At 67.9% G+C, this 21,127-nt stretch carries 24 protein-coding genes; 16 read left to right on the top strand and 8 right to left on the bottom strand.

Translation table 11 applies throughout. The annotated features are described in order from the left end of the window. Positions 1–52 precede the first annotated feature (52 nt). Together AC1DOM_RS11845 and AC1DOM_RS11840 are read left to right on the top strand one after the other, a co-directional pair. Positions 53–1,525, top strand: coding sequence for an ArnT family glycosyltransferase (locus AC1DOM_RS11845; RefSeq protein ID WP_498963525.1), 1,473 nt, complete (start codon positions 53–55; stop codon positions 1,523–1,525). 38 nt (positions 1,526–1,563) lie between these two features. After that, positions 1,564–2,589, top strand: coding sequence for an isoaspartyl peptidase/L-asparaginase family protein (locus AC1DOM_RS11840; RefSeq protein ID WP_498963522.1), 1,026 nt, complete (start codon positions 1,564–1,566; stop codon positions 2,587–2,589). Here the strand turns inward: AC1DOM_RS11840 and AC1DOM_RS11835 are convergent. Both AC1DOM_RS11835 and AC1DOM_RS11830 read right to left on the bottom strand, forming a co-directional pair. After that, positions 2,562–3,206 carry a DUF998 domain-containing protein gene (locus tag AC1DOM_RS11835; RefSeq protein WP_498963520.1) on the bottom strand — a complete coding sequence of 215 codons (645 nt, stop codon included), beginning with the start codon at positions 3,204–3,206 and terminating at the stop codon, positions 2,562–2,564. The genes AC1DOM_RS11840 and AC1DOM_RS11835 overlap by 28 nt on opposite strands. 69 nt (positions 3,207–3,275) lie before the next feature. Continuing rightward, positions 3,276–3,773, bottom strand: a complete 498-nt coding sequence (locus AC1DOM_RS11830; RefSeq protein WP_498963518.1) for a VOC family protein — start codon at positions 3,771–3,773, stop codon at positions 3,276–3,278. A gap of 143 nt (positions 3,774–3,916) precedes the next feature. Here AC1DOM_RS11830 and AC1DOM_RS11825 point away from each other — a divergent pair, with 143 nt between their 5' ends. The 8 genes from AC1DOM_RS11825 (at position 3,917) to AC1DOM_RS11790 (ending at position 9,683) form a co-directional block, all read left to right on the top strand. Further along, entirely contained in the window at positions 3,917–4,297 is a 381-nt protein-coding gene (locus AC1DOM_RS11825) for a diacylglycerol kinase (protein WP_498963516.1), read from the top strand. A 32-nt stretch (positions 4,298–4,329) separates the two neighbouring features. Continuing rightward, entirely contained in the window at positions 4,330–5,064 is a 735-nt protein-coding gene (locus tag AC1DOM_RS11820; protein ID WP_498963514.1) for a TerC family protein, read from the top strand. Between the two features lie 136 nt (positions 5,065–5,200). Beyond that, complete coding sequence (locus tag AC1DOM_RS11815) at positions 5,201–5,806, top strand: LemA family protein (protein ID WP_498963853.1); 606 nt, start codon at positions 5,201–5,203, stop codon at positions 5,804–5,806. A 13-nt stretch (positions 5,807–5,819) separates the two neighbouring features. After that, positions 5,820–6,704 carry a TPM domain-containing protein gene (locus AC1DOM_RS11810; protein ID WP_498963512.1) on the top strand — a complete coding sequence of 295 codons (885 nt, stop codon included), beginning with the start codon at positions 5,820–5,822 and terminating at the stop codon, positions 6,702–6,704. Continuing rightward, positions 6,704–7,189: a TPM domain-containing protein gene (locus AC1DOM_RS11805; protein WP_498963510.1), complete on the top strand. Its 486-nt coding sequence runs from the start codon at positions 6,704–6,706 to the stop codon at positions 7,187–7,189. Before AC1DOM_RS11810 ends, AC1DOM_RS11805 begins: the two co-directional genes overlap by 1 nt. A 56-nt stretch (positions 7,190–7,245) precedes the next feature. Then, the gene (gene lgt / locus AC1DOM_RS11800; RefSeq protein ID WP_498963852.1) at positions 7,246–8,115 is read left to right on the top strand and encodes a prolipoprotein diacylglyceryl transferase; all 870 of its coding nucleotides are present in this window, start codon (positions 7,246–7,248) and stop codon (positions 8,113–8,115) included. 16 nt (positions 8,116–8,131) lie between these two features. Beyond that, positions 8,132–8,965: a thymidylate synthase gene (thyA, locus tag AC1DOM_RS11795; RefSeq protein ID WP_498963508.1), complete on the top strand. Its 834-nt coding sequence runs from the start codon at positions 8,132–8,134 to the stop codon at positions 8,963–8,965. Positions 8,966–9,047: 82 nt separating this feature from the next. Then, entirely contained in the window at positions 9,048–9,683 is a 636-nt protein-coding gene (locus tag AC1DOM_RS11790; RefSeq protein WP_498963507.1) for a response regulator, read from the top strand. Here the strand turns inward: AC1DOM_RS11790 and AC1DOM_RS11785 are convergent. After that, a complete protein-coding gene (locus tag AC1DOM_RS11785; RefSeq protein ID WP_498963505.1) occupies positions 9,662–10,339 on the bottom strand; it encodes a response regulator in 678 nt (225 codons plus the stop codon). The genes AC1DOM_RS11790 and AC1DOM_RS11785 overlap by 22 nt on opposite strands. A 187-nt stretch (positions 10,340–10,526) precedes the next feature. Here AC1DOM_RS11785 and AC1DOM_RS11780 point away from each other — a divergent pair, with 187 nt between their 5' ends. Together AC1DOM_RS11780 and AC1DOM_RS11775 are read left to right on the top strand one after the other, a co-directional pair. Beyond that, the gene (locus tag AC1DOM_RS11780) at positions 10,527–11,192 is read left to right on the top strand and encodes a response regulator transcription factor (protein WP_498963503.1); all 666 of its coding nucleotides are present in this window, start codon (positions 10,527–10,529) and stop codon (positions 11,190–11,192) included. A 120-nt stretch (positions 11,193–11,312) separates the two neighbouring features. Further along, a complete protein-coding gene (locus tag AC1DOM_RS11775; protein ID WP_498963501.1) occupies positions 11,313–11,948 on the top strand; it encodes a response regulator in 636 nt (211 codons plus the stop codon). Here AC1DOM_RS11775 and AC1DOM_RS11770 read toward each other — a convergent pair whose 3' ends face one another. Further along, complete coding sequence (locus AC1DOM_RS11770; RefSeq protein ID WP_498963499.1) at positions 11,949–13,673, bottom strand: PAS domain-containing sensor histidine kinase; 1,725 nt, start codon at positions 13,671–13,673, stop codon at positions 11,949–11,951. It lies immediately after the preceding gene. A 164-nt stretch (positions 13,674–13,837) separates the two neighbouring features. Between AC1DOM_RS11770 and AC1DOM_RS11765 the strand changes: the two genes are divergently transcribed. The 4 genes from AC1DOM_RS11765 to AC1DOM_RS11750 all read left to right on the top strand — a co-directional run bounded on the left by AC1DOM_RS11765 (position 13,838) and on the right by AC1DOM_RS11750 (position 17,972). Further along, positions 13,838–14,581: a hypothetical protein gene (locus AC1DOM_RS11765; RefSeq protein ID WP_498963497.1), complete on the top strand. Its 744-nt coding sequence runs from the start codon at positions 13,838–13,840 to the stop codon at positions 14,579–14,581. 10 nt (positions 14,582–14,591) lie between these two features. Then, a complete protein-coding gene (locus AC1DOM_RS11760) occupies positions 14,592–15,053 on the top strand; it encodes a glycine zipper family protein (protein WP_498963495.1) in 462 nt (153 codons plus the stop codon). Positions 15,054–15,169: 116 nt separating this feature from the next. Then, a complete protein-coding gene (locus AC1DOM_RS11755) occupies positions 15,170–17,449 on the top strand; it encodes a patatin-like phospholipase family protein (RefSeq protein WP_498963493.1) in 2,280 nt (759 codons plus the stop codon). A gap of 31 nt (positions 17,450–17,480) precedes the next feature. Next, positions 17,481–17,972: a dihydrofolate reductase gene (locus AC1DOM_RS11750; protein ID WP_498963491.1), complete on the top strand. Its 492-nt coding sequence runs from the start codon at positions 17,481–17,483 to the stop codon at positions 17,970–17,972. Here AC1DOM_RS11750 and AC1DOM_RS11745 read toward each other — a convergent pair. From AC1DOM_RS11745 to pdxA, 4 genes are read right to left on the bottom strand one after another with little or no spacing between them, the layout of a single operon-like run. Further along, complete coding sequence (locus AC1DOM_RS11745; protein WP_498963489.1) at positions 17,945–18,823, bottom strand: symmetrical bis(5'-nucleosyl)-tetraphosphatase; 879 nt, start codon at positions 18,821–18,823, stop codon at positions 17,945–17,947. The two genes, AC1DOM_RS11750 and AC1DOM_RS11745, sit on opposite strands and share 28 nt — an antisense overlap. 24 nt (positions 18,824–18,847) lie before the next feature. Further along, complete coding sequence (gene apaG, locus AC1DOM_RS11740; RefSeq protein ID WP_498963487.1) at positions 18,848–19,231, bottom strand: Co2+/Mg2+ efflux facilitator ApaG/CorD; 384 nt, start codon at positions 19,229–19,231, stop codon at positions 18,848–18,850. 31 nt (positions 19,232–19,262) lie between these two features. After that, a complete protein-coding gene (gene rsmA / locus AC1DOM_RS11735; RefSeq protein WP_498963485.1) occupies positions 19,263–20,057 on the bottom strand; it encodes a 16S rRNA (adenine(1518)-N(6)/adenine(1519)-N(6))-dimethyltransferase RsmA in 795 nt (264 codons plus the stop codon). Then, positions 20,054–21,034 carry a 4-hydroxythreonine-4-phosphate dehydrogenase PdxA gene (gene pdxA, locus AC1DOM_RS11730; protein WP_498963483.1) on the bottom strand — a complete coding sequence of 327 codons (981 nt, stop codon included), beginning with the start codon at positions 21,032–21,034 and terminating at the stop codon, positions 20,054–20,056. Before pdxA ends, rsmA begins: the two co-directional genes overlap by 4 nt. Between the last annotated feature and the right edge of the window lie 93 nt (positions 21,035–21,127).

The raw sequence follows: 21,127 nt of genomic DNA, 5'->3' as shown, positions 1-21,127 counted from the left end.
TCGCGTCGGCAACCACGTAGTGCGGGCAAGCGCGCGTCCGTAGCGTCGCGCCATGCCTCCGATTCCCACGACCCGCAGCCGCGCATGTGTGCTCGGCGTCGTCGTGCTCGCGCTCGCGTTCGCCTTTCTCGGCACGCGCGGATTATGGGAGCCCGATGAAGGCCGCTACGTCAACGTCGCGCTGGTGATGCTCGATCGCGGCGATTGGCTCGTGCCGATGCGCAACGAAATCACCGGGCACTGGACCAAGCCGCCGATGACGTATTGGTTGATCGCCGCGAGCGTGTCGGCCTTCGGCCAGCACGCGTGGGCGGCGCGGTTGCCGATCGCGCTGGCGTTCGTGGCGTGCGTGGCCTGCGTGGGTTGGATCGCGCGGCATTGCGCGCCGGGCCGCGGTGCGAAGGCTTGTCTCGTGTTCGCGACGATGCTCGCGCCCGCGAGCGCCGCGCAATTGGTGACGACGGATTTCCCGCTCGCGGCGGCCGAAGCACTGGCGATGGCGGCCTTCGTGCAATCGCGGTTCGGCGACGCGCGATGGCGCGGTGTTGGGTGGCTCGGCGCGTGGGCGGGTTTCGGCGTCGGGTTCCTGATCAAGGGGCCGCCGGCGTTGTTGCCGTTGCTGGCGGTGGCGGCGCTGGCGTGGTGGGCGCCGTCGGGGCATCGATTGTCGTGGCGCTGGCACGCGGGCGCCGTCGCGCTTTTCCTTGGGATCGCATTGCCGTGGTACGTCGTGGTCGTCGCCCGGCACGAAGGGCTGCTCGCGTATTTCCTCGGCGCCGAAGTCGTGGATCGCATGGCGTCCGACCGTTTCGCGCGCAATGGCGGCGCGTTCGGGTGGGCGATCGTGTACGGGCCGATGCTCGTGCTCGGCACACTGCCCTGGACGCTGGCCTTCGGCCGATGGTGTTGGCGCATCGCGTGTCGGCTGCGCGGATGGCGCGATGCGGCCACGCGCGCCGCCGACGCGAAGGATGTCTTGCTGCTGGCGTGGGTGGTGCTGCCCTTGCTCGTGTTCTGCTTCGCGCAGTCGCGGCTTCCCTTGTACGTGCTGCCCTTGTTCGTGCCGATCGCGGTCGCCATCGCGCGCGTCGATGGGCGATGGCCGCGCTGGAGATGGCTGGCACTTTGGGTCGCGGGGTTGTTGGCGGTGCGGTTGGTCGCCGCCCATTGGCCCACCTCGCAGGATGCGTCGGCGTGGGCGAAGGCGTTGAACGCACGCGTCGACGATGTCGTCGTGCGCAAGGTGGTGTTCGTCGACGACACGCCACGCTGGGGCCTCCATCTGCACCTGGATGTGCACGTCGAACGCAGGACGCGCGCGATGCATGCCGATGCACCCGTTCATGGCCGGCGCTTCGATGGCGGCGTGGTGGAGGCTTTCGCCGACTCGGGCACTGTCTTCGTCGCGCAGCATGCGCAGTGGCCGGAATTGCAGCGCCTGGCGACCGACCACGGATACGAAGCGCAGGCACGGGGCGCGCCCTTCGAAGAGCGGCAGGTCTTCACGCTGCAGCCTGCGCCCTGATCGGGCTATGCTCGGCGCCAAACCAGCCGGTGCCCGCCATGCGCACGTCCCTCCTGTTCGCCACGCTGCTCTGCTTCGCCGCCGCCATGCCCCTGCACGCTGAAGAAACCGCGAAACCGAAGACCGCGCTCGTCATCCACGGCGGCGCCGGCGTGATCGAACGCGGTTCGATGTCGAAGGAAGAAGAGGCGCAGGTGCGCGCCGCGCTCGACAAGGCGCTCGATGCGGGCAACGCGGTGTTGTCGAAGGGCGGGACCGCGCTCGACGCGGTCGTCGCCACCATCCGCGTACTCGAGGAAGACCCGCGCTTCAACGCGGGCAAGGGCGCGGTGTTCAACGCCGACGGGCACCACGAACTCGACGCCTCGCTGATGGAAGGGCACACGCAACGCGCCGGTGCGGTGGCCGGTGTTTCGACGGTGCGCAGCCCGATCAATCTCGCGCGCGCGGTGATGGAACATTCCAAGCACGTGATGCTCGCCGGCGCGGGCGCGGAGAAGTTCGCCGATACGCAGCCCGACATCGAACGCGTGCCGAATTCCTGGTTCGACACCGATAACCGTCGCAAGCAGCTCGAAGACGCGCAGGCCGCGGAGAAGGCGAACAAGCAGGCCGGCATCGATTTCCCCGGAACGCACTTCGGCACCGTCGGCGCCGTCGCGCTGGATGCGCAGGGCCACATCGCCGCGGGCACGAGCACCGGCGGCATGACCAACAAGCGTTACGGCCGCGTGGGCGATTCGCCGATCATCGGCGCGGGCACCTGGGCCGATGCGCGCTGCGGCGTGTCGGGCACGGGTTGGGGCGAGTTCTACATCCGCGCCGCGGTCGCGCACGACATCTGCGCACGCGTGGCCTACAGGGGCGATGCGCTGGCCGTGGCGGCCGAGGAAGTCGTCGACAAGATCGTGCCGGCGATGGGTGGCGACGGCGGTGCGATCGCACTCGACGCGCAGGGCAACATCGCGATGCCGTTCAACACCGCGGGCATGTATCGCGCCTGGATCAAGCCCGACGGCTCGCGCGGCACGGCGATCTATCGCGACGAAGCGGCCAAGGATTGAGTGCGCGCCGCGGACCGTAACCAGGCCGCGGCGATGCACAACCACGCGAGGATCGATGCGATCACGCAGCGCTGGGTGAGCCCGCGGGGCCATTCGCGCACCAGTGCGTGGATCCACAGCCCCGCGAAACAGGCCAGCGCCAGCGCGAACGCGGGCGCGAAGCGGTGCCGCCACGCCGGGTCGTATCGCAAGTGCCAGGACTGCAGCAGCATCGCCACGGTGGCGGCCAGGAACGCGATCGGTGCCGCGATCGCATGCACGTATCCCGACGTCGTTCGCGGCGCACCCGGCAGGTGCGTGTCGGCGAAGGCGGTCACCAGGATCGAGACCGACGCCGCACCGAACAACCAGGGCGCCAGATCGCTGCGGGCGCCCGGCCGCAGCGCCCGGAAGAACTGCAGGCCGATGAGCGTCAGCGACAGCGCGAGACCGGCATAGGCGGTCTTCAACAACGCACCGTAAGCACCGACCAGATAGAAGCTCAGGGGCGCGAACACCCAATCCAGGTCGACGCGCATCCACTGGACCGCAAGCGCGGTGAACCCGAATGCCGCCAGCCCCGCGAGCGAGACGTTCGCGACGGGAACCGAATGCAATTGCGGAAGCGGGCGCGCCATGCGCGCAAGTCTGCCGCTCGCGCAACACGCGTCAACAGCAATCGGCAGATTGGCGAAGCCTCGCGCGCCTCAGGCGATGTTGGCCTGCGCGTACTGCGCCTTCGTCCATTCCTTCATGCGCGAGGCGAGGTCTTCGGGCGAGACGTCTTCCTTGTGCGTGCCCAGCGTCCACTTGTGGCCGAAGGGGTCGATCACCGTGCCCATGCGGTCGCCCCAGAACTGGTCGGCGATCGGCTTGTCGACGGAGGCCCCTGCCTTCACGGCCTGGTTGAAGGCCGCGTCGCAGTCGGGTCCGTAGATGACGAAGCTCGTCGTCGCACCGCCGCGGCGTTTCGGGCCGAGCGCGCCCATGTCGGGCCATTCGTCGCAGAGCATCAGGTTGGTATCGCCGATGCGGATCTCGGCATGGCCCACCCGTTCGGCGCCGTCGGGCCCGGGAACGGGCAGGCGGTAGAGCTCCTTCGCGCCGAAGGCAGCGGTGTAGAAATCGATGGCCCGGGCCGCATCGTCGACGATGAGGTAGGCATTCACGGTGTGATACCCCTCGGGAATGGGGCTGACGGCCATGGCGGCGCCTCCGGCTCGGCAAGCCGGCACCGTGCGCCGCCCAACGTTATGGGTCGGTGACCGGGACGTTTCGCGGTCGCCGCGCCCCGGCCGACGTGGCAGAATCCCGGCTTCTTGCGGTTCGCCGCGTCCGAAGATCGTTCATGGCCGACCAATTCGGGCATATGCCCCGCGGTCCGGGAAGGATCCTGAAAGCCGCGACGTGGTCGATGCAGGGCCTGCGGGCGGCGTGGCTCCACGAGTCGTCGTTCCGGCTCGAGGTCTACCTCTTCGCCGTGCTGGGCCCGCTGGGCCTCTGGCTCGGCCAGTCGGGCGTCGAACGCGCGCTGCTGGTCGGCAGCGGTTTGCTGGTGATCGGCGTGGAACTGTTGAACTCGGCCATCGAGGCGGTGATCGAACGGTATGGCCCGGAATTCCATGAGCTGGCCGGGCGCGCGAAGGACATGGGCTCGGCGGCGGTGTTCGTGCTGATGCTCAATTTCCTGCTGGTGTGGGGCCTGATCCTGGGCGCGCGGTACTTCTGAAGACGCTGTAACCGAATACGTAGAGGAATCCGATGTTCGATTGGTTGGCCGACCCACAGGCCTGGCTCACCTTGTTCACCCTGAGTGCGATCGAGATCGTGCTCGGCATCGACAATCTCGTGTTCATTTCGATCGCGGTCAGCAAGCTGCCGCACGAAAAGCGGGAGAAGGCGCGCAAGTTCGGCATCGCGGTCGCGTGCATCACCCGCATCCTGCTGCTGCTCACCCTGGCGTGGCTCGCGGGCCTCACCGCCGATCTGTTCACGCTGTTCGGCCAGGGCATCTCGATGCGCGACCTGGTGCTGATCCTCGGCGGCGTGTTCCTCGTGGTGAAGGGCATCATGGAAATCCGCGACCTCGTCGCGGGCCAGGACGAATCGGAAGACATCCACACCAAGCCGCTGGCGTCCTTCGGCATGGTGATCGCGCAGATCGCGATCATCGACATCGTCTTCTCGCTGGATTCGGTCATCGCCGCGGTCGGCATGGCCAACCACACCACGATCATGGTCGGCGCGATCCTGCTCGCGGTCGGCGTGATGCTGATGGCCGCCACGCCCCTGGGCCATTTCATCGAACGCCACCCGACGATCAAGATGCTGGCGCTCGCCTTCATCGTGCTGGTGGGTGCCTACCTGCTGCTCGACGGCTTCGAGATGCACATCCCGAAGGGCTACCTCTACGGCGCCATGGGCTTCTCGGCCCTGGTCGAATGCCTGAACCTCTGGGCCCGGCACCGCGCCGCGCGGCGGAGCCTCGCACCCTGACGGCCCGCGCCCCGGCCGGGGCGCGGCGAAACGTCTTGATTGCCACGACACACCGCCGGTGTTCGAATGCCGCGTCCCCCACGCGGAGTCCACCCCCATGCGATCGATGTCCCTGCGCCCCACGTCGAACGTTTCGATGGGCCTGCGCGCCCTCCTGCTCGTCTTCGTGCTGACCCTGCTCTCGGGCTGCGGTTACAACCAGATCCAGCAGAAGGACGAGGCGACCAAGGCCGCCTGGTCGGAAGTGCTGAACCAGTACAAGCGCCGCGCCGACCTCATTCCCAACCTGGTCAACACCGTGAAGGGCTATGCCGCGCAGGAGAAGGAAGTCCTGATCCGCGTGACCGAAGCGCGCGCGAAAGTCGGCCAGATCAACGTCAATGCCGAGGATGCGGCGTCGCTGGCCGCCTTCCAGAAGGCGCAGGGCGATCTGTCCCAGGCGCTCTCGCGGCTGATGGTGGTGACCGAAAACTACCCGAACCTCAAGTCCGACCAATCCTTCCGCGACCTGCAGGCGCAACTGGAAGGCACGGAAAACCGCATCACGGTCGCGCGCGGCCGCTACATCACGACCGTGCAGGACTACAACACGTACATCCGCCAGTTCCCGCAGAACTTCACGGCGAAGATGTTCGGGCACAAGGAAAAGCCGAACTTCACGGTCGAAAACGAGGCCGCGATTTCCAACGCACCGAGCGTGGACTTCGGCGCCACCGCGCCGCCGGCCGCTTCGACGCATTGACGCCATCGCGCTGATGCGCCGTTCGATCGCCACGTGGCTGGCGTGCCTGCTGCTCGCATGCGCGCCGGCCTTCGCGCAACAACTCGCCGCGATCCCCGCGCTCGACAAGCCGGTGATCGACACGACGGGCACGCTCGATGCCACGCAGGTCTCGGTGCTCGATGCGCAGGCGCGCGCGCTGCAAAAACGCAAGGGATCGCAACTGCAGATCCTGGTGGTGCCGACGACGCAACCGGAAACCATCGAGCAGTACACCGTGCGCGCGTTCGAGCAGTTCAAGCTCGGGCGCAAGGGCGTGGACGACGGCGTGCTGATCGTCGTCGCGAAAGAGGACCGCCGCGTGCGCATCGAACCGGGGTACGGGCTGGAAGGCGCGATTCCCGATGCGATCGCCAACCGCGTGATCCAGGAATACCTCGTGCCGAAATTCCGCGCCAACGACTACGGCGGCGGCCTGATCGATGCCAGCGCCGCGCTGGTGAAACTGATCGACGGCGAACCCCTGCCCGCGCCGATGGCCGACAACGCTCCCTCGCGCGAGGGCGGCGGCGGACACAACTTCCTGTTCGCGTTGTTCGCCGCGTTCCTCGTCGCGCAAGTGGCACGCGGGATCTTCGGGTTCCTGCCGGCGGGCGTTCGCGGGATCGTCGGCGGCGGCGTCGCCGGTGGCATCGCCTGGTTGATCGCCGCGAGCCTGCTGGCGGGCGGCATCGGTGGGGTGATCGGTCTGTTCATCGGGCTGGCGGGCAACGGACCGGGCGGCCGCTTCGCGCGCCATGGCGGTTGGGGCGGCATGGGCGGCGGATTCGGCGGCGGCGGTGGCGGATTCGGCGGTGGCGGCGGTTGGTCGGGCGGCGGCGGCATGAGTGGGGGCGGTGGCGCCTCCGGGAGTTGGTGATGCGCTTGCTCCGTCACTTGTTCGCACCCTCCGCCCAGGCCTGGCTGCCGGCCGACGCGATGGCGCGCATCACCGCGGCCATCGACGCCAGCGAGCTGCAGCATTCGGGCGAAATCTGCTTCGCGGTCGAACCGGCGCTGCACTGGCGCCATGTCCTGCGCGGCACCGATCCGCGCGAACGCGCCGAGCAGGCCTTCGCCAAGCTGCGCGTGTGGGACACCGAAGGCAACACCGGCGTACTGCTCTACGTCCTGCTGGCCGACCACCGGCTGGAAATCGTGGCCGACCGCGGGCTGCGCGGCGTGGATCCGGCGGCCTGGCGCGCGGTCTGCACGACGATCGAAGCGGGGCTGCGCTCCGACGATCCGGGCAGCGCGATCGTGCGCGGCATCGAGGCGATCTCCGGCCTGCTGGCCGAACATGCGCCGCGCATCGCCGGCCGCGAGGATCGCGACGAGCTGCCGAACAAACCGCGCTTCCTCTGACGCCCGATGTTGCACAATTGGGCGTCCCCGCCGACGGATTCGACGCCTTGCACGACCTGACGTACCTGCTCCAGGCCGACCCCATCGCCTTCGCGATCGGCCCGCTCAAGATCCACTGGTATGGCTTGATGTACCTGCTCGGTTTCGGCGTCGCCTGGTGGCTGGGCAATCGCCGCGTGCGCGCCGGTCGCCTGCCGGGCGTGGATGCGCAGGGCTTCGGCGACCTGATGTTCTACGCGATGGTCGGCGTCGTGCTCGGCGGCCGCCTCGGCTACATCCTGTTCTACGACCTGCACACCTACATCGCGCATCCGCTGCAGATGCTCAAGGTGTGGGAAGGCGGCATGAGTTTCCACGGCGGCTTGCTGGGCGTGGTCGCCGCCGTGTGGTGGTGGTCGCGCAAGCACGCGCTGCATGTGGTCGACACGCTGGAATTCATCGCGCCGCTGGTGCCGCCGGGCCTGGGGTTCGGGCGCTTGGGCAACTTCATCAACGGCGAGTTGTGGGGCAAGGAAACCGGCGCGGGTTGGGGCGTGGTGTTTCCTTCTTCGCTCGATGCCAAGTACCGCGCGCTGCCGCCCGATGCGCTGCGCGAGTTGTTCGACAGCGGTGCGCTGAATGCCTTCGCGCGCCATCCCTCGCAGCTGTACCAGGCCTTCCTCGAAGGGCTGGTGCTGTTCACCGTGTTGTGGGTGTATTCGCGCAAGCCGCGGCCGCGCTATGCGGTGGCGGGCCTGTTCGTGTTGCTCTACGGCGTGTTCCGTTTCCTCGTGGAGTTCGTGCGCGTGCCCGATGCGCAACTGCAATACCTCGCGTTCGGTTGGGTGACGATGGGCCAGGTGTTGAGCCTGCCGCTGATCGTCCTGGGCCTGGTCTGGTTGTGGATGTCGCGCCGCGCGCCGACGCTGCAGCCCCGCGTCGCCTGATTCCACGGAGCGTCCCATGCGCCAGTACCTCGACCTGATGCGCGAAATCCTCGAGCACGGCACGCCCAAGGGCGACCGCACGGGCACGGGCACGCTGAGCGTGTTCGGACGGATGATGCGGTTCGACCTGCGCGAAGGCTTCCCGCTGGTGACGACCAAGAAGCTGCACTTGAAGTCGGTGATCCACGAGCTGCTGTGGTTCCTGCAGGGCGACACCAACGTCGGATACCTGCGCGAGCGCGGCGTCACGATCTGGGACGAATGGGCGACCGACGAGGGCAGCCTCGGCCCGCTCTACGGCGCGCAGTGGCGCAGCTGGCCCACGCGCGATGGCGGGACGATCGACCAGATCACCGCGCTGATCGACGGGATCAGGAAGAAACCCAACTCGCGCCGCCACATCGTCAGTGCCTGGAACGTCGAATATCTCCCCGACGAATCCCGCAGCCCGCAGGACAACGTCCGCGATGGCCGCATGGCGCTGGCCGCGTGCCACACCCTGTTCCAGTTCTACGTCGCCAACGGCCGCCTGTCGTGCATGTTGATGGCGCGCAGCCAGGATTTCCTGCTCGGCACGCCGTTCAACATCGCCAGTTACGCGCTGCTGGTGCACATGGTGGCGCAGCAGTGCGACCTGGACGTCGGCGAATTCGTCTGGGTCGGCGGCGACGTCCACCTTTACAACAACCACCTCGAGCAAGCGCGCCTGCAACTCACGCGCGAGCCCCGACCGCTGCCGCAGCTGGCGATCCTGCGGAAACCGGAATCGATCTTCGACTATCGATTCGAAGATTTCGAGATTCGCGGCTACACCCCGCACGCGGCGATCAAGGCCCCGATCGCGGTCTGAAGCGTCCTTGCCCTTAAGGGAGCCTTTGACCCGTCATCCTGCGGGCGTATGCTCGCCGGCGCCGAGGTTTCAGGGCTCGCACATGCGCATTCTGGTTGCGGACGATCATCCCATCATCTGCGTCGCACTCGGCGAAATGTTGCGCGTTGCGTTCCCATCGACGCTGCAGGACGTGGACATCGTCGTCGACAGCGACGCACTGCTCGCGCATCTGGCCACCGACGTGCCGTGCGCGTTGCTCGTGCTCGACCTGTTCATGCCCGGCGCCGTCGGCAGCATCCCGCTGCTCGAACGCGTCGTCGCGCTGCGGCCCGGCCTGAAAGTCGTGACCTACACCGGCGCCAACCAGCCGATGCTGGCGCAGCAGGCCTTGTCCGCCGGCGCGCGGGCCTTCGTGTCGAAGGCCAGCGGACCGGAAGTCGCGCTCGATGCGATCCGCGTCGTGCTCGGTGGACAGGTGTTCGTCGATCCCCGCATCGACCTGGACGTCGCGCGCAAACATCCCTGGCACCTGCTGACGCCGGGCGAACGCGGCGTCATCGTCGCGCTCGCGAGCGGGCACCACCTCCACGGGATCGCGCTCGACAGCGAACGCAGCTACAAGACGGTCACCGCGCACAAGTACAACGCGCTGCGCAAATTGCAGCTGGATTCCAAGACCGACCTGAAGCACTACCTCTCGCAGATCGGACTGGGTTACCTGCTCGGTTCGCACTGAAGCGACGCCGCGGCCTCGAGCTGCGCCTGGACCAGGTCGAGCGCCGCTTCCAGCGCCGCCTTGCTCCACTCTTCGCAACCGGCTTCGCCGCGCGCGCACGCGGCCGCGACATCGTTTTCGCCGAGCATCATCGCCGCGCCGCCGATGCGATGGAACAGCGCGCGCAATTGCGCGAGGTTGCCGTTGCGCAAGGCCGCGCGCGCCTGGCGCAAGTCCTGGTGCGAGGTGCCGACGAACAGCTCCCATTGCGCCACGTTGCGCGCACGCGCCTGCTCCGGCGCACGCGTGCGCAACAAGGTGCCGAGCAGGGTGTCGAGCGTGGCCAGCGGAATCGGCATCGGCAGGCACGCGCGCATGCCGGTCTGCATCGACAGGGGCGTATCGAGCGCGGCGTCGTTGCTGTAGCCGACGATCGGACACGCATCGACGCCGCGCGCGATCGCCAGGTCGTTGATGCGCACCGCGAGCGAGAAGCCATCGCTGCCCGGCATGCGGCATGCGGTGAGGACGAGGTCGAACCGCGACGCATCGAGCAGTGCGAGCGCCTGTTCCGCATCGTCGACGCACAGCGGCGCATGGCCGAGCGTGGTCAGTTGTTCGGCAACGACGAGGCGATTGAGCGGATGCGCGTCGACGACGAGGATGCGATGCGGCATGCGAACTCCGGTGCTGGTCAGCGAGCCCAGCATCGTGGCGGATTTGCGTCCATGCAAGGCGGCAAAAACGTGCATCGGGGAAAACCTCAGGGAATTCGGGGAAGTTTCCCAATAGCTGTTTCCACCTAATCGCGCGTAGTTTGGAACTGTCGTCACCTCTGGGACGAATCGGCAGGGAGACAGGGCAATGAATGGGCTCGCGGATTTCGAAAAAGGCGTCAACGCGGTGGTGATGGATGAGGGCCTGGTCCACGTGGTGGACGAGGATGCATCGGTGCGCGAAACCTTGCGGCGGATGTTGGAGGCCGATGGATTCGCGGTGCGCTGCCATGCCAGTGCGCGCGGATTTCTTGCGGCGTGGCCGTCGGCGCCGGGCTGCGTGCTGCTCGACGTGCGCATGCCGGGGGCGGATGGTTTCGACCTGCAACTGGCGTTGGCGTATCGCCACGACGCGTTGCCGGTCGTCTTCATGGGGGCCTACGGCGATTTGCCGATGAGCGTGCTCGCGCTCAAGCGCGGCACCGTGCATTTCGTCGCCGAACCCATCCAGCGCGAGGCGTTGCTCGTCGCGGTGGGGAAGGCGGTGGAGCGGAGCCAGGCGCAGCGGGAACTCGATTGCCGCCGCCGCGCGATGCGCGAGCGTTTCCTGACGCTCACCGTGCGCGAACGGGCGGTGTTCGAACAGGTCACCGCGGGGCGCCTCAACAAGCAGATCGCGGCGGCCCTGTGCACCTGCGAGCGCACCGTGAAAGCGCATCGCGCCAACATGATGCACAAGCTGCAGGCGCATTCGGTGGCCGAGCTGGTGCGCATCGCCATCCACATCGAAGCGGACGCAGAAGTCGCCGCCTGAACGCGCGCCGTTTTCGTTTCGCCGCGGTTACGCGATGCCGCACTTGTCGGTTGTTCCGCATCCCGCGCCGCTGGCACGCTGGGTCCGCGCGCAAGATCGCGCGCGCTGCTTCCAACGGCCATGCATCGACTCGTCGTTGCCGACGACCATCCCATCGTCTTCCGCGCGGTGCGCGACGCGTTGCCGCCGGGCGGTTTCCGCATCGTCGCCGAGTGCACCGATGCGGCAACCGCGATCGCGGCGGTGCATGCGCATACGACCGCGACGCACCCCGTCACGCTGATCCTGGACCTGGAACTCCCCGGCAGCGGCGTCGCCGTGTTGCGACGCCTGCGCGCGCAGCACGTGCCCGCGCGCGTGCTGGTGCTGTCGGGTGAAGAGGAACGCGCCGGCGGCCTGCGTGCGTTGCGCGCGGGCGCCGATGGCTATGTTCCGAAGACCGATTCGCTGGCCGATCTCTCGCTGGCCATCGACCTGGTCGCGCGCGGCAAGCGTTTCTTCCGCCCCGTGGTCACGGCCGGCGCGGGGCAGGGCGTGCAGGACGACGACACCTTGCTCGGCAGCCTGAGCGATCGCGAGTACGGCGTCCTCAAGGGCCTGGCCGAAGGCCGGAGCAACGGCGAGATCGCCTTCGACCTGGCGTTGACGCCGAAGAGCGTCAGCGCCTGCCGCAACAAACTGATGCGCAAGCTGGCCCTGGACAATCTGCCGGCGCTGATCGCATTCGCGCGCCTGAACCACGTGACGCACGACTAGTCAGGCGGCGCGCACCACCAGCGCAGCGAGCGCCGCCGCCAGCTTGTCGACCTGGAAGGGCTTGGCGAGATACGCATCCATGCCGGCGGCGAGGCACCGCTCGCGTTCGCCCTGCATCGCATTGGCGGTGAGCGCGAGGATCGGAAGCCGCGCACGTTGCCGCGACGCTTCCTGCGCACGCACGCGTTCGACCAGTCCGTAACCATCCAGACGTGGCATGTGACAGTCGGTGATCAGCGCGGCATAGCGCGTGGACAGCGCCGCATCCGATAACACCGCCCACGCGGCCTCGCCATCTTCGGCCATGTCGCACTCCCAGCCGAGCTTGGCGAGTTGGCCGGCGATCACTTCGCGATTGACCGGATGATCCTCCGCCAGCAGCGCGCGCAGCCCGCGCGGCGGGACAGCGGCCGTGGCCGCGGGTGCGCTGCGCGCCGGCATGGCCGCGGCCACGAGCGGCAAGGCGACCGTGAAGCAACTGCCCGCGCCGGGCGTGCTCTCGCAGGCGACGGTGCCGCCCATCAATTCGGCCAGGCGCTTGACGATGCTCAGGCCCAGGCCCGTGCCGCCGAAGCGGCGCGTGGTGGCCGCGTCGGCCTGTTCGAAGGGCCGGAACAACTGCGCCATCGCTTCGGCGGTCATGCCGATGCCGATGCCGGTGTCGCGCACGCGCAGTTGCAATGCGCTGCTGTCCACGCGCGCCTCGACGTCCACGCGACCGTCGCCGGTGAACTTCACCGCGTTCCCAGCGAGGTTGAGCAGGATCTGCCGCAGCCGCACCGGATCTCCGACGATCCAGGGCGGCACGTCGCCGCGAACCTGCACGCCGATGCGCACGTTGCGCGCCATCGCCTGTGGCGCCAGCGAAGCGCACACCTCGTCGATCAAGGGGCGCAGCGCCACCGGCACGTGTTCGAGTTCCAGCTTGCCGGCCTCGATCTTCGAGAAGTCCAGGATGTCGTCGAGGATGGTGAGCAGCGCGATGGACGACGCGCGGCAACTGTCGAGCAGCCGTTTCTGCGCGGGTTGCAGCGGGGTGTCGCCGAGCAGATCGATCATGCCCAGCACGCCGTTCATCGGCGTGCGGATCTCGTGGCTCATCATCGCCAGGAAACGGCTCTTCGCCGCCGCCGCGGCGTGCGCTTGTTCGACGGCGTGCGCGAGTTGCTGCTGCACGCGCCGCTCCTCGGTGCGGTCGATCGCGATGCCGACGATGCCGATCGCGCGCCCCCGCGCATCGAACACCGCCTGCTTCCGCGCGCGCACGTCGCGCAATTCGCCGTTGATGCGCATGCGCTCGTCGAAGGTGCGCGCTTCCCGGGAAACCAGCAACTGCCGGTCCTGCACGACGAAGCGGTCGTGCAGGCGCTTGCCGAACAACTCGCGGTCGTTGCGGCCGGTGATGGATTCGACCTCGCGCGCGAAGGTCGTGGCGAACGCACGGTTCACGCGGCGATAGCGCAGCGTGGTGTCCTTGAAGAACAGGATGTCGGGGACGGCGTCGAGGATGGATTGCAGCGTGCGTTCGTTCGCATCGTGGCGGCGCCGGCGCCGCAGGTCGAGGATCGACAGCACGGCGATCGCGCCCAWGCCCAGCAGCATGAACGCGCGCTCGTGCCAGTGCTGCGAAACGAACCAGAGCGCCGCGCCCATCGCGCAGATGAGCAGCGGCGTGGCGAGGCCCGCGTCGAGCTGGCGGCGGAGACGATGGCGCAGGGTCGGCATCGGCCGAGCATAGGCGCGCCGGATCGGGCAGGTGGCGCGAAAAGTACAAGCGCGAAATCTCGCACTCCATTGCGCCGGATTCGGCCGCTCGTTGCCCTTTGGGCCAATGTCGCGCGTCGACTGCGTCCGAAAGAATCCTCTTCCACCAGAAGAGGAATCACGGCATGGATCGGTTGCGCTCAGGTGTTGCAGGTCTCTTGCTGTGCTTGTCGCCCTTCGCCGCCAGCGCGGCGGCGCCCGACGGCAGCTGGGATTGGGTCGTGGCGCCCTACGCCTGGGCGGCGAGCATCGGCACCGACATGCGCACGAACACGCCGCCGACCGACGCCAGCACGGACACCGCGTTCCCCGATGTCGTCGACATCCTCGACGGCGTGTTCGAGGTGCGCGGCGAAGGGCAGGGCGATGCATTCGGCGCGTTCGCCGACTTCACGTACTTCGGCCTGGCCGATGATTCGCAGCGGCGTTTCCAGCGCACCGAGTCGGACCTCGACATGCGCTTGATCGAAGTGGCCGGCGTGTGGAGCCCCGGGCCCGCGCGTTTCACCGGGTTCGAGGCCTTCGCCGGCGCGCGCGTGATCGACCTGGATTTCACGCTGAACTTCCTGCCCGACAATCCCGCCTTCGCGCCGCGTTCGATCCGCAAGGGCGAAACCTTCTACGACTTCATGGCGGGCGCACGCTACACGTGGGCCTTCTCGGACCGCTGGTCGCTGACATTGCGCGGCGATGGCTCCTTCGGCGACACCGAGGGCACCTGGAACGCGAGCGTGCTCGGCCAGTACCACACCCACCATGGCAGTTGGGCCTTGGGTTACCGCTATCTCGATGTCGACCTCGAGGATGCGGGCGACACGCTGAGCGTGACGCTCGACGGCCCCGTGATCGGCTACGCCTTCCGCTTCTGAGGAATTCCCCATGCGCACGTTCCTGACTTCCTTCACCGTCGTGTTGCTCGCCTTCGCCGTGCTTCCCGCTTCGGCGCAAAAGCCCTCCGCGTATCCCGCCAAGGGCCAGTCGGCCGACCAGAAATCGCAGGACGATGCGGCCTGCGCGACCTGGGCCAAGCAGGACACCGGCATCGATCCGGCCGCGACGGCCGCAGCGCCGCCGCCGCCCACCGGCCCGCAGGGCGAACGCGCCCGGGGCGCCGTGCGCGGCGCCGCGGCCGGCGCGGTGATCGGCGAAGTGCACAACGGCGATTCCTCCGACGGCGCGAAGATCGGTGCGACGGCGGGCGTCGTCGCGGGCGGTCGTGCGGCACGTCGCAACCAGGCCGCGCGCACGCAGCAATCGCAACAGGCCCAGTCCGATGCGCACGCCAAGTACTGGAGCGCCTGGGGCGCGTGCATGGCGGGCAAGGGCTATTCGGTCAGTTGACCCCGGCCCGTCGGGGCAACGCCTGTACCGGTTCCAGTAAAAGTACGCTCGACAAGCCGACCGGGCCGGGCGATACCATCCGCCCAAACCTCGCCGAACCAGGCGGAGGAGGCCGGATGCATATGCTGCGCAAGGAATGGATCGCAGTGCTGTTGGCGTCGATGACCGCAGGTCCGGTGCTCGCGCAACAAACGCCGGCGCAGCCGGCGGCACCGGTGGCGACGTCGGCGATGCCTGCGAAAGCCTCGTGCGGCACGCGCGGCCCGGGCGACACGCGCCCGCGCATCGGCTTGGCCCTCGGCGGCGGCGGCGCGCGCGGCGTCGCGCACATCAGCATCCTCAAGGAACTCGAAGCGCTGCACATCCCGGTCGATTGCATCGCCGGCACCAGCATGGGCGCGCTGGTCGGCGGGCTGTACGCCTCGGGGCGGTCGACGCAGGACATGGAGAAGCTGATCCTCTCCACCGATTGGAAACAACTGTTCGACGACAACGTTCCGCGCGAAGAACGCTCGTATCGCCGCAAGCACGACGACCGCGATGGCCTGGCCACGGTCGGCGTCGGCATCAGCGGCGGGCGCGTGCGCGTCTCGCCGGGCCTGTTGCAGGGCGAGCGCATCCTGTCGATGTTCGAACGCGAAACGCTAGGCGTGAGCGAAATCGACGACTTCGACAAATTGCCGATTCCCTTCCGCGCCGTCGGCACCGACCTCAACACCGGCCAGCCGGTGGTGCTCGGCGCGGGCAGCCTGCCGATGGCGATGCGCGCGAGCATGTCGCTGCCGGGCATCTTCCAGCCGATGCAGATCGACGGCACCGTGCTGATCGACGGCGGCGTCGCCAACCAGGTGCCCATCGATGTCGTGCGCGACATGGGCGCGGACATCGTCATCGCCGTGGACGTCGGCACGCCGCTGGAAACGCTCGATCGCAACGCCAGCCTGTTGCAGGTCGTGTCGCAGATGAGCGGCATGCTTACCGTCGGCAACACGCAGCGCATGCTCGCGACGCTGGGCGATGGCGACGTGCTGATCGTGCCCAAGCTCGGCGCGGACGTGAAAACCGGCGATTTCGAAAAGGCGGCGCGTGCACTCGAAATCGGCAACGACGCAGCCGCGGCCGCGCGCCCGCAACTTGCGCGCCTGTCCGTCGCGCCCGACGTCTACCTGGCCTGGCAACAGCACCGTCCGCTGCCGGCGAGCGCGCCGCCCGTGATCGCCTTCGTGAAGCTCGACAACGAGACGCCGTATTCCAACGAATTCCTGCTCTCGCAGATGGACATCGACATCGGCCAGCCGCTCGACACGCAACGCATGGAAGAAAAGCTGATCCGCGTCTACAGCATGGGAACGCTGGCGAGCATCACCTACGACGTCGTGCGCGAAGACGGCAAGACCGGCTTGCGCGTGCACGCCCGCCAGAAGCCGCAGGGGCCGAACTACATCCAGCTCGGTTTCACCCTGAGCAGTGATTTCAAGGGCACGTTCGAAACCGCGCTGCGCGCCGCGATCCTGGTCACGCCCCTGTCGGAGAACGGTGCGGAAGGGCGCGTCACCGCGACGGTGGGCACCGAGCCGGCGTTGTCGGGCGAGTACTACCACCCCTTCGGCAAGTCGAATCGCTGGATGACCTACACGCGTGCCGGTTACTTCAACCCGAACTACCACGTCTTCGACGACGAAGGGAACGACGTCGCCGAGTACGACGTGCGTACCTTCCTCGTCGACTTCCAGTTCGGCCGCGAGTTCGGCAACTACGGCGCGGCGGGCCTCGGCATCCAGCGCGGCACGGGCCACGCGGAAGTGGAAACGGGCGATCCGCAACGACCGGATTTCGATTTCGACAGCGGTCGCGCCTACGCGTTCGTCAGCATCGATCGTGCGGACAGCCTGTATTTCCCGCGCAAGGGTTACTGGGGGAACCTGTCCTACACGGTCGCGCGCGAAGGCCTGGGCAGCGACACCGATTACGACTCGATCGACTTCGACATCATCGGGGCCAAGACCCTGAGCGGCCGGAACGCGATGCAATTCGGCGCGTCGTACCACGCGACCCTCAATGGCGAACTGCCGGTCCAGGATCGCTATCGCCTCGGCGGGCGCGGCAAGCTCGCGGGCTTCCGCACCAACGAACTCACGGGGCAGGACTACGCCCTGGTGTTCGTCGGTTACACGTATCAGTTGGCGGAAGTGTTCGGGCGCTCGGCGCTGGTCGGCGGGACGATCGAATACGGCAATGCCTGGGAGAAGCGATCGGACATGGCCTGGAACGACGGCATCCTCAATGCCAGCGCGTACCTGGGTTTCGATTCGTGGTTCGGGCCGATGCTCTTCGGCTACGGCTGGCGCGAAGGCGGGGACGGCGTGTTGTTCCTGGAGATCGGACGGACGTTCTGAGGAATGACGTTCTGACGGCATACTCCGCGACATGATCCTTTCGCTCATCGCCGCCCTCGACGACCACCGCGCGATCGGCAAGGGCAATGCCCTGCCGTGGCACCTGCCCGCGGACCTCAAACGCTTCAAGTCGCTCACCCTCGGCAAGCCCGTGTTGATGGGGCGCAAGACGGCCGAGTCGATCGGCCGCGCGTTGCCGGGCCGGCGCAACCTCGTGCTCACGCGCAGCGGGCGCGTGCCCTTCGACGGGATGGAAGCGGTGGCATCGATCGAAGCCGCGATGGAAACCGCCGAAGAGGTTTGCGTGATCGGCGGCGGAGAGGTATACGCGCTGGCCTTGCCGATGGCGACGCACCTGCACCTGACGCATGTCGACACGGTGGTGGAAGGCGCGGATGCCTTCTTTCCGCAGTTCGATTCGAAGGACTGGCGCGTGGTGTCTCGTGAATCGCATGCGATCGACGACAAGCATGCGCTCGCCTTCGCATTCGTCGACTACGAGCGCGCCCTGTCGTCCTTGTGATACGGCGGACGCGCATTCGGCGGTGAGGCCGGCACGTCGCGCCCCGCGACCTGCGCCAGGCGCAGTTCGTCGGTATCCAGTTGCAAGGCGGTGAGCTTGCCGCCCCACACCGCGCCGGTATCGATCGCGTGCACGCCGTGGCCGATGAACAGGCCCAGCGTCGACCAGTGGCCGCACACGATCTTCAGATCGCGTTCGGCGCGGCCCGGCACTTCGTACCACGGGTACAGGCCCGGCTGCTGCGTGCCCGGCGCGCCCTTCTCTTCGAACGCGATGCGCCCGCGCGGCGAGCAATAGCGCAGGCGCGTGAAGACGTTGATGATCGCGCGGTCGCGTTCCATGCCGGTCAGGCGCGGCGACCACGCGGGGCGGTCGCCGTACATGTTCTTGAGCAGTTTGCGGAAATCGTTGCCGCGCAGTTTCTGCTCGATTTCGTTGGCGTGTTTCTGCGCCAGTTGCGTCGTCCACTTCGGCGCCAGGCCGGCGTGCACCATCATCCAACCGAGTTGACGATCGGCGTGCACCAGCGGCTGCAGGCGCAGCCAGTCGAGCAGCTCGCGTGCGTCTTCGGCGAACAACACGCGCTGCAGGTCGGCGTTGACCTTGCGCTGTTCGTCCGGACGTCGCTCACCGATGGCGAGCAACGACAGATCGTGGTTGCCGAGCACCACGATGCTCTGCGCGCGCAGCGAATGCACCAGGCGCAGCGTTTCCAGCGATTGCCCGCCGCGGTTCACCAGGTCGCCGCAGAACCACAGGCGATCGACCGCCGGATCGAACCGGATGCGCTCGAGCAGGCGTTGCAGCGGGTCGTAGCAGCCCTGCAGGTCGCCGATGGCCCAGGTTGTCATTGGCGTCGCATCCGTGCGGCCGCGTCAGTGCAGCGTGCGCGGCGTGGTGAGCGTGAAGGCGGGGATGGGCGCCGCGAAGCGCGTCCCGTCGTCGGCGAGCATGTCGTAGCTTCCACGCATCGTGCCCAGGCTGGTTTCCAGCACCGCGCCGGAGGTGTATTCGAAATCTTCGCCGGGGCGCAGCCAGGGTTGTTCGCCCACGACGCCTTCGCCCGTCACTTCCTCGATCTTGCCGTTCGCGTCGGTGATCACCCAATGACGACCGAGCAAGCGCGCGGGCACCTTGCCGCGATTGCGGATGTGGATGGTGTACGCGAAAACGAAGCGGCCTTCGTCGGGAGCGGATTCCTCGTCGAGGAATCGGGTGGCGACATCGATGTCGAAGGCGTAATCGGTGGTACTCGTCATGCCGACAGTTTAGCCCGAGCGGTGCTGAATGCTAGGCGGCAGGCAGGTTCGCCAGGCGGATGAACCCGGCCACGTCGATCTGTTCGGCGCGTGCATCCGGGCGCAGGCCCGCCGCTTCGATCATCGTCGTATCGGCCACGCCGTTCAGCGCGTTGCGGAGTGTCTTGCGGCGTTGGCCGAAGGCGGCGCGCACCACGTGTTCGAAGCGCTTGCGATCGCGCACCGCGATCTCTTCACGCGGCAGCGGCACCATGCGCACGACGGCGGAGTCCACCTTCGGCGGCGGCTTGAACGCGCCCGGCGGCACCTTGAACAGCGGCGTGACGCGGCAGTAAGCCTGCAGCATCACGCTGAGGCGGCCGTAGACCTTGCTGCCGGGTCCGGCGGCCATGCGGTCGACCACTTCCTTCTGCAGCATGAAATGCATGTCGCGGATGACCGGGGCGTGGTCGAGCGCGTGGAAGAGGATCGGCGAAGAGAGGTTGTAGGGCAGGTTGCCGACCAGGCGGATCGGCTCGCCGCCCGCGAGCGCGGTGAAATCCACCGTGAGCACGTCGCCCTGCACGATGGTCAATTCGCCATGCGGCTTCGCCGCTTCGGTCAGCGGTGCGATCAGGTCGCGGTCGAATTCGATGACGGTGAGCGTGCCGTGGCGATCGAGCAGCGGAAAGGTGATCGCGCCCTGGCCCGGGCCGATTTCGACGAGGCGATCGCCGGGCTTGGGATCCACGGCCTGCACGATCTTCGAAATGATCCCTTTCTCGTGCAGGAAGTGCTGCCCGAGGTGTTTCTTCGCTTCGCGCTGGAAGGTCGGCTTCTCGCTCATGCGTGCGCCTTCGCACGCGCCAGGCGCGCGCAGGTTTCGACCGCGGCCAGCAGGCTCGAGGGATCGGCCACGCCGCGCCCCGCAAGTTCCAGCGCCGTGCCGTGATCGACGGCGACGCGCGGATACGGCAGGCCGAGGGTGAGGTTCACCGCGGTTTCGAAACCACTGAATTTCAGCACCGGCAATCCCTGGTCGTGGTACATCGCCAGCACGGCGTCGCACTCGCGCAACCTGGCGGGAAGGAACGCGGTGTCGGCGGGCAGCGGGCCGTCGATCACCATGCCCTGTGCGCGTAGGGCGTGCAGGACCGGCGCGATCGTGTCGATTTCTTCGCGGCCCAGGTGCCCGTCTTCGCCCGCGTGGGGATTCAGGCCGAGCACGGCGATGCGGGGATGTTCGATTCCGAAGTCGCGGCGCAGCGCGCGGTGCAGGGTACGCAGCGTGCGTTCCAGGCCATCGCGCGTGATCGCATCGGGCACCGCACGCAGCGGCAGATGCGTCGTGGCGAGCGCGACGCGCACCGTGTCGTTCGCCAACATCATCACCACGTCGCAACCGGCTTGCTGCGCGAGCAATTCGGTCGTGCCGGTGTAGGGAATGCCGCCGGCGTTGATCGTCGCCTTGTGCACCGGCCCGGTGACCAGGCCGTCGAAGCTGCCGTCCAGGCAATGCTGCGCGCCCAGGTGTAGCGCTTCGATCACGGCGCGCGCATTGCGCGGATCGGCTTGACCGAACGCGACGGGCGCCTTGTTGGGGACGGGGTGGACGACGATGTCGCCCGCTTGTTCCGCGTGCCCGCCCGGGGCGAGCACGCGCAGCGGCAGATCGAGTGCATCGGCGGCCGCCTGCAAGGCGGCCGGATCGGCGAAGACAGCGAGCGTGCAATCCGTCCGCGGCCCCTGCGCAAGACGCACGCAGAGTTCGGGGCCGATGCCGGCCGGTTCGCCCGGCACCAGCGCCAGCCGCGGCAGCGCCACGTCAGCCGCCGTTGGCGGGCGGGATCGCCGGCGTCGTCGGGGCGGGCGTCGCGTCGGCCGGAGCCGCCGGCGTCGCGTCGGCCGGAACCGCCG

It is taken from the genome of Lysobacter sp. P5_B12 (genome assembly GCF_056400425.1).
The sequence above is the reverse complement of the archived record's forward strand: the minus strand, read 5'-3'. Positions and strand labels throughout refer to the sequence as shown.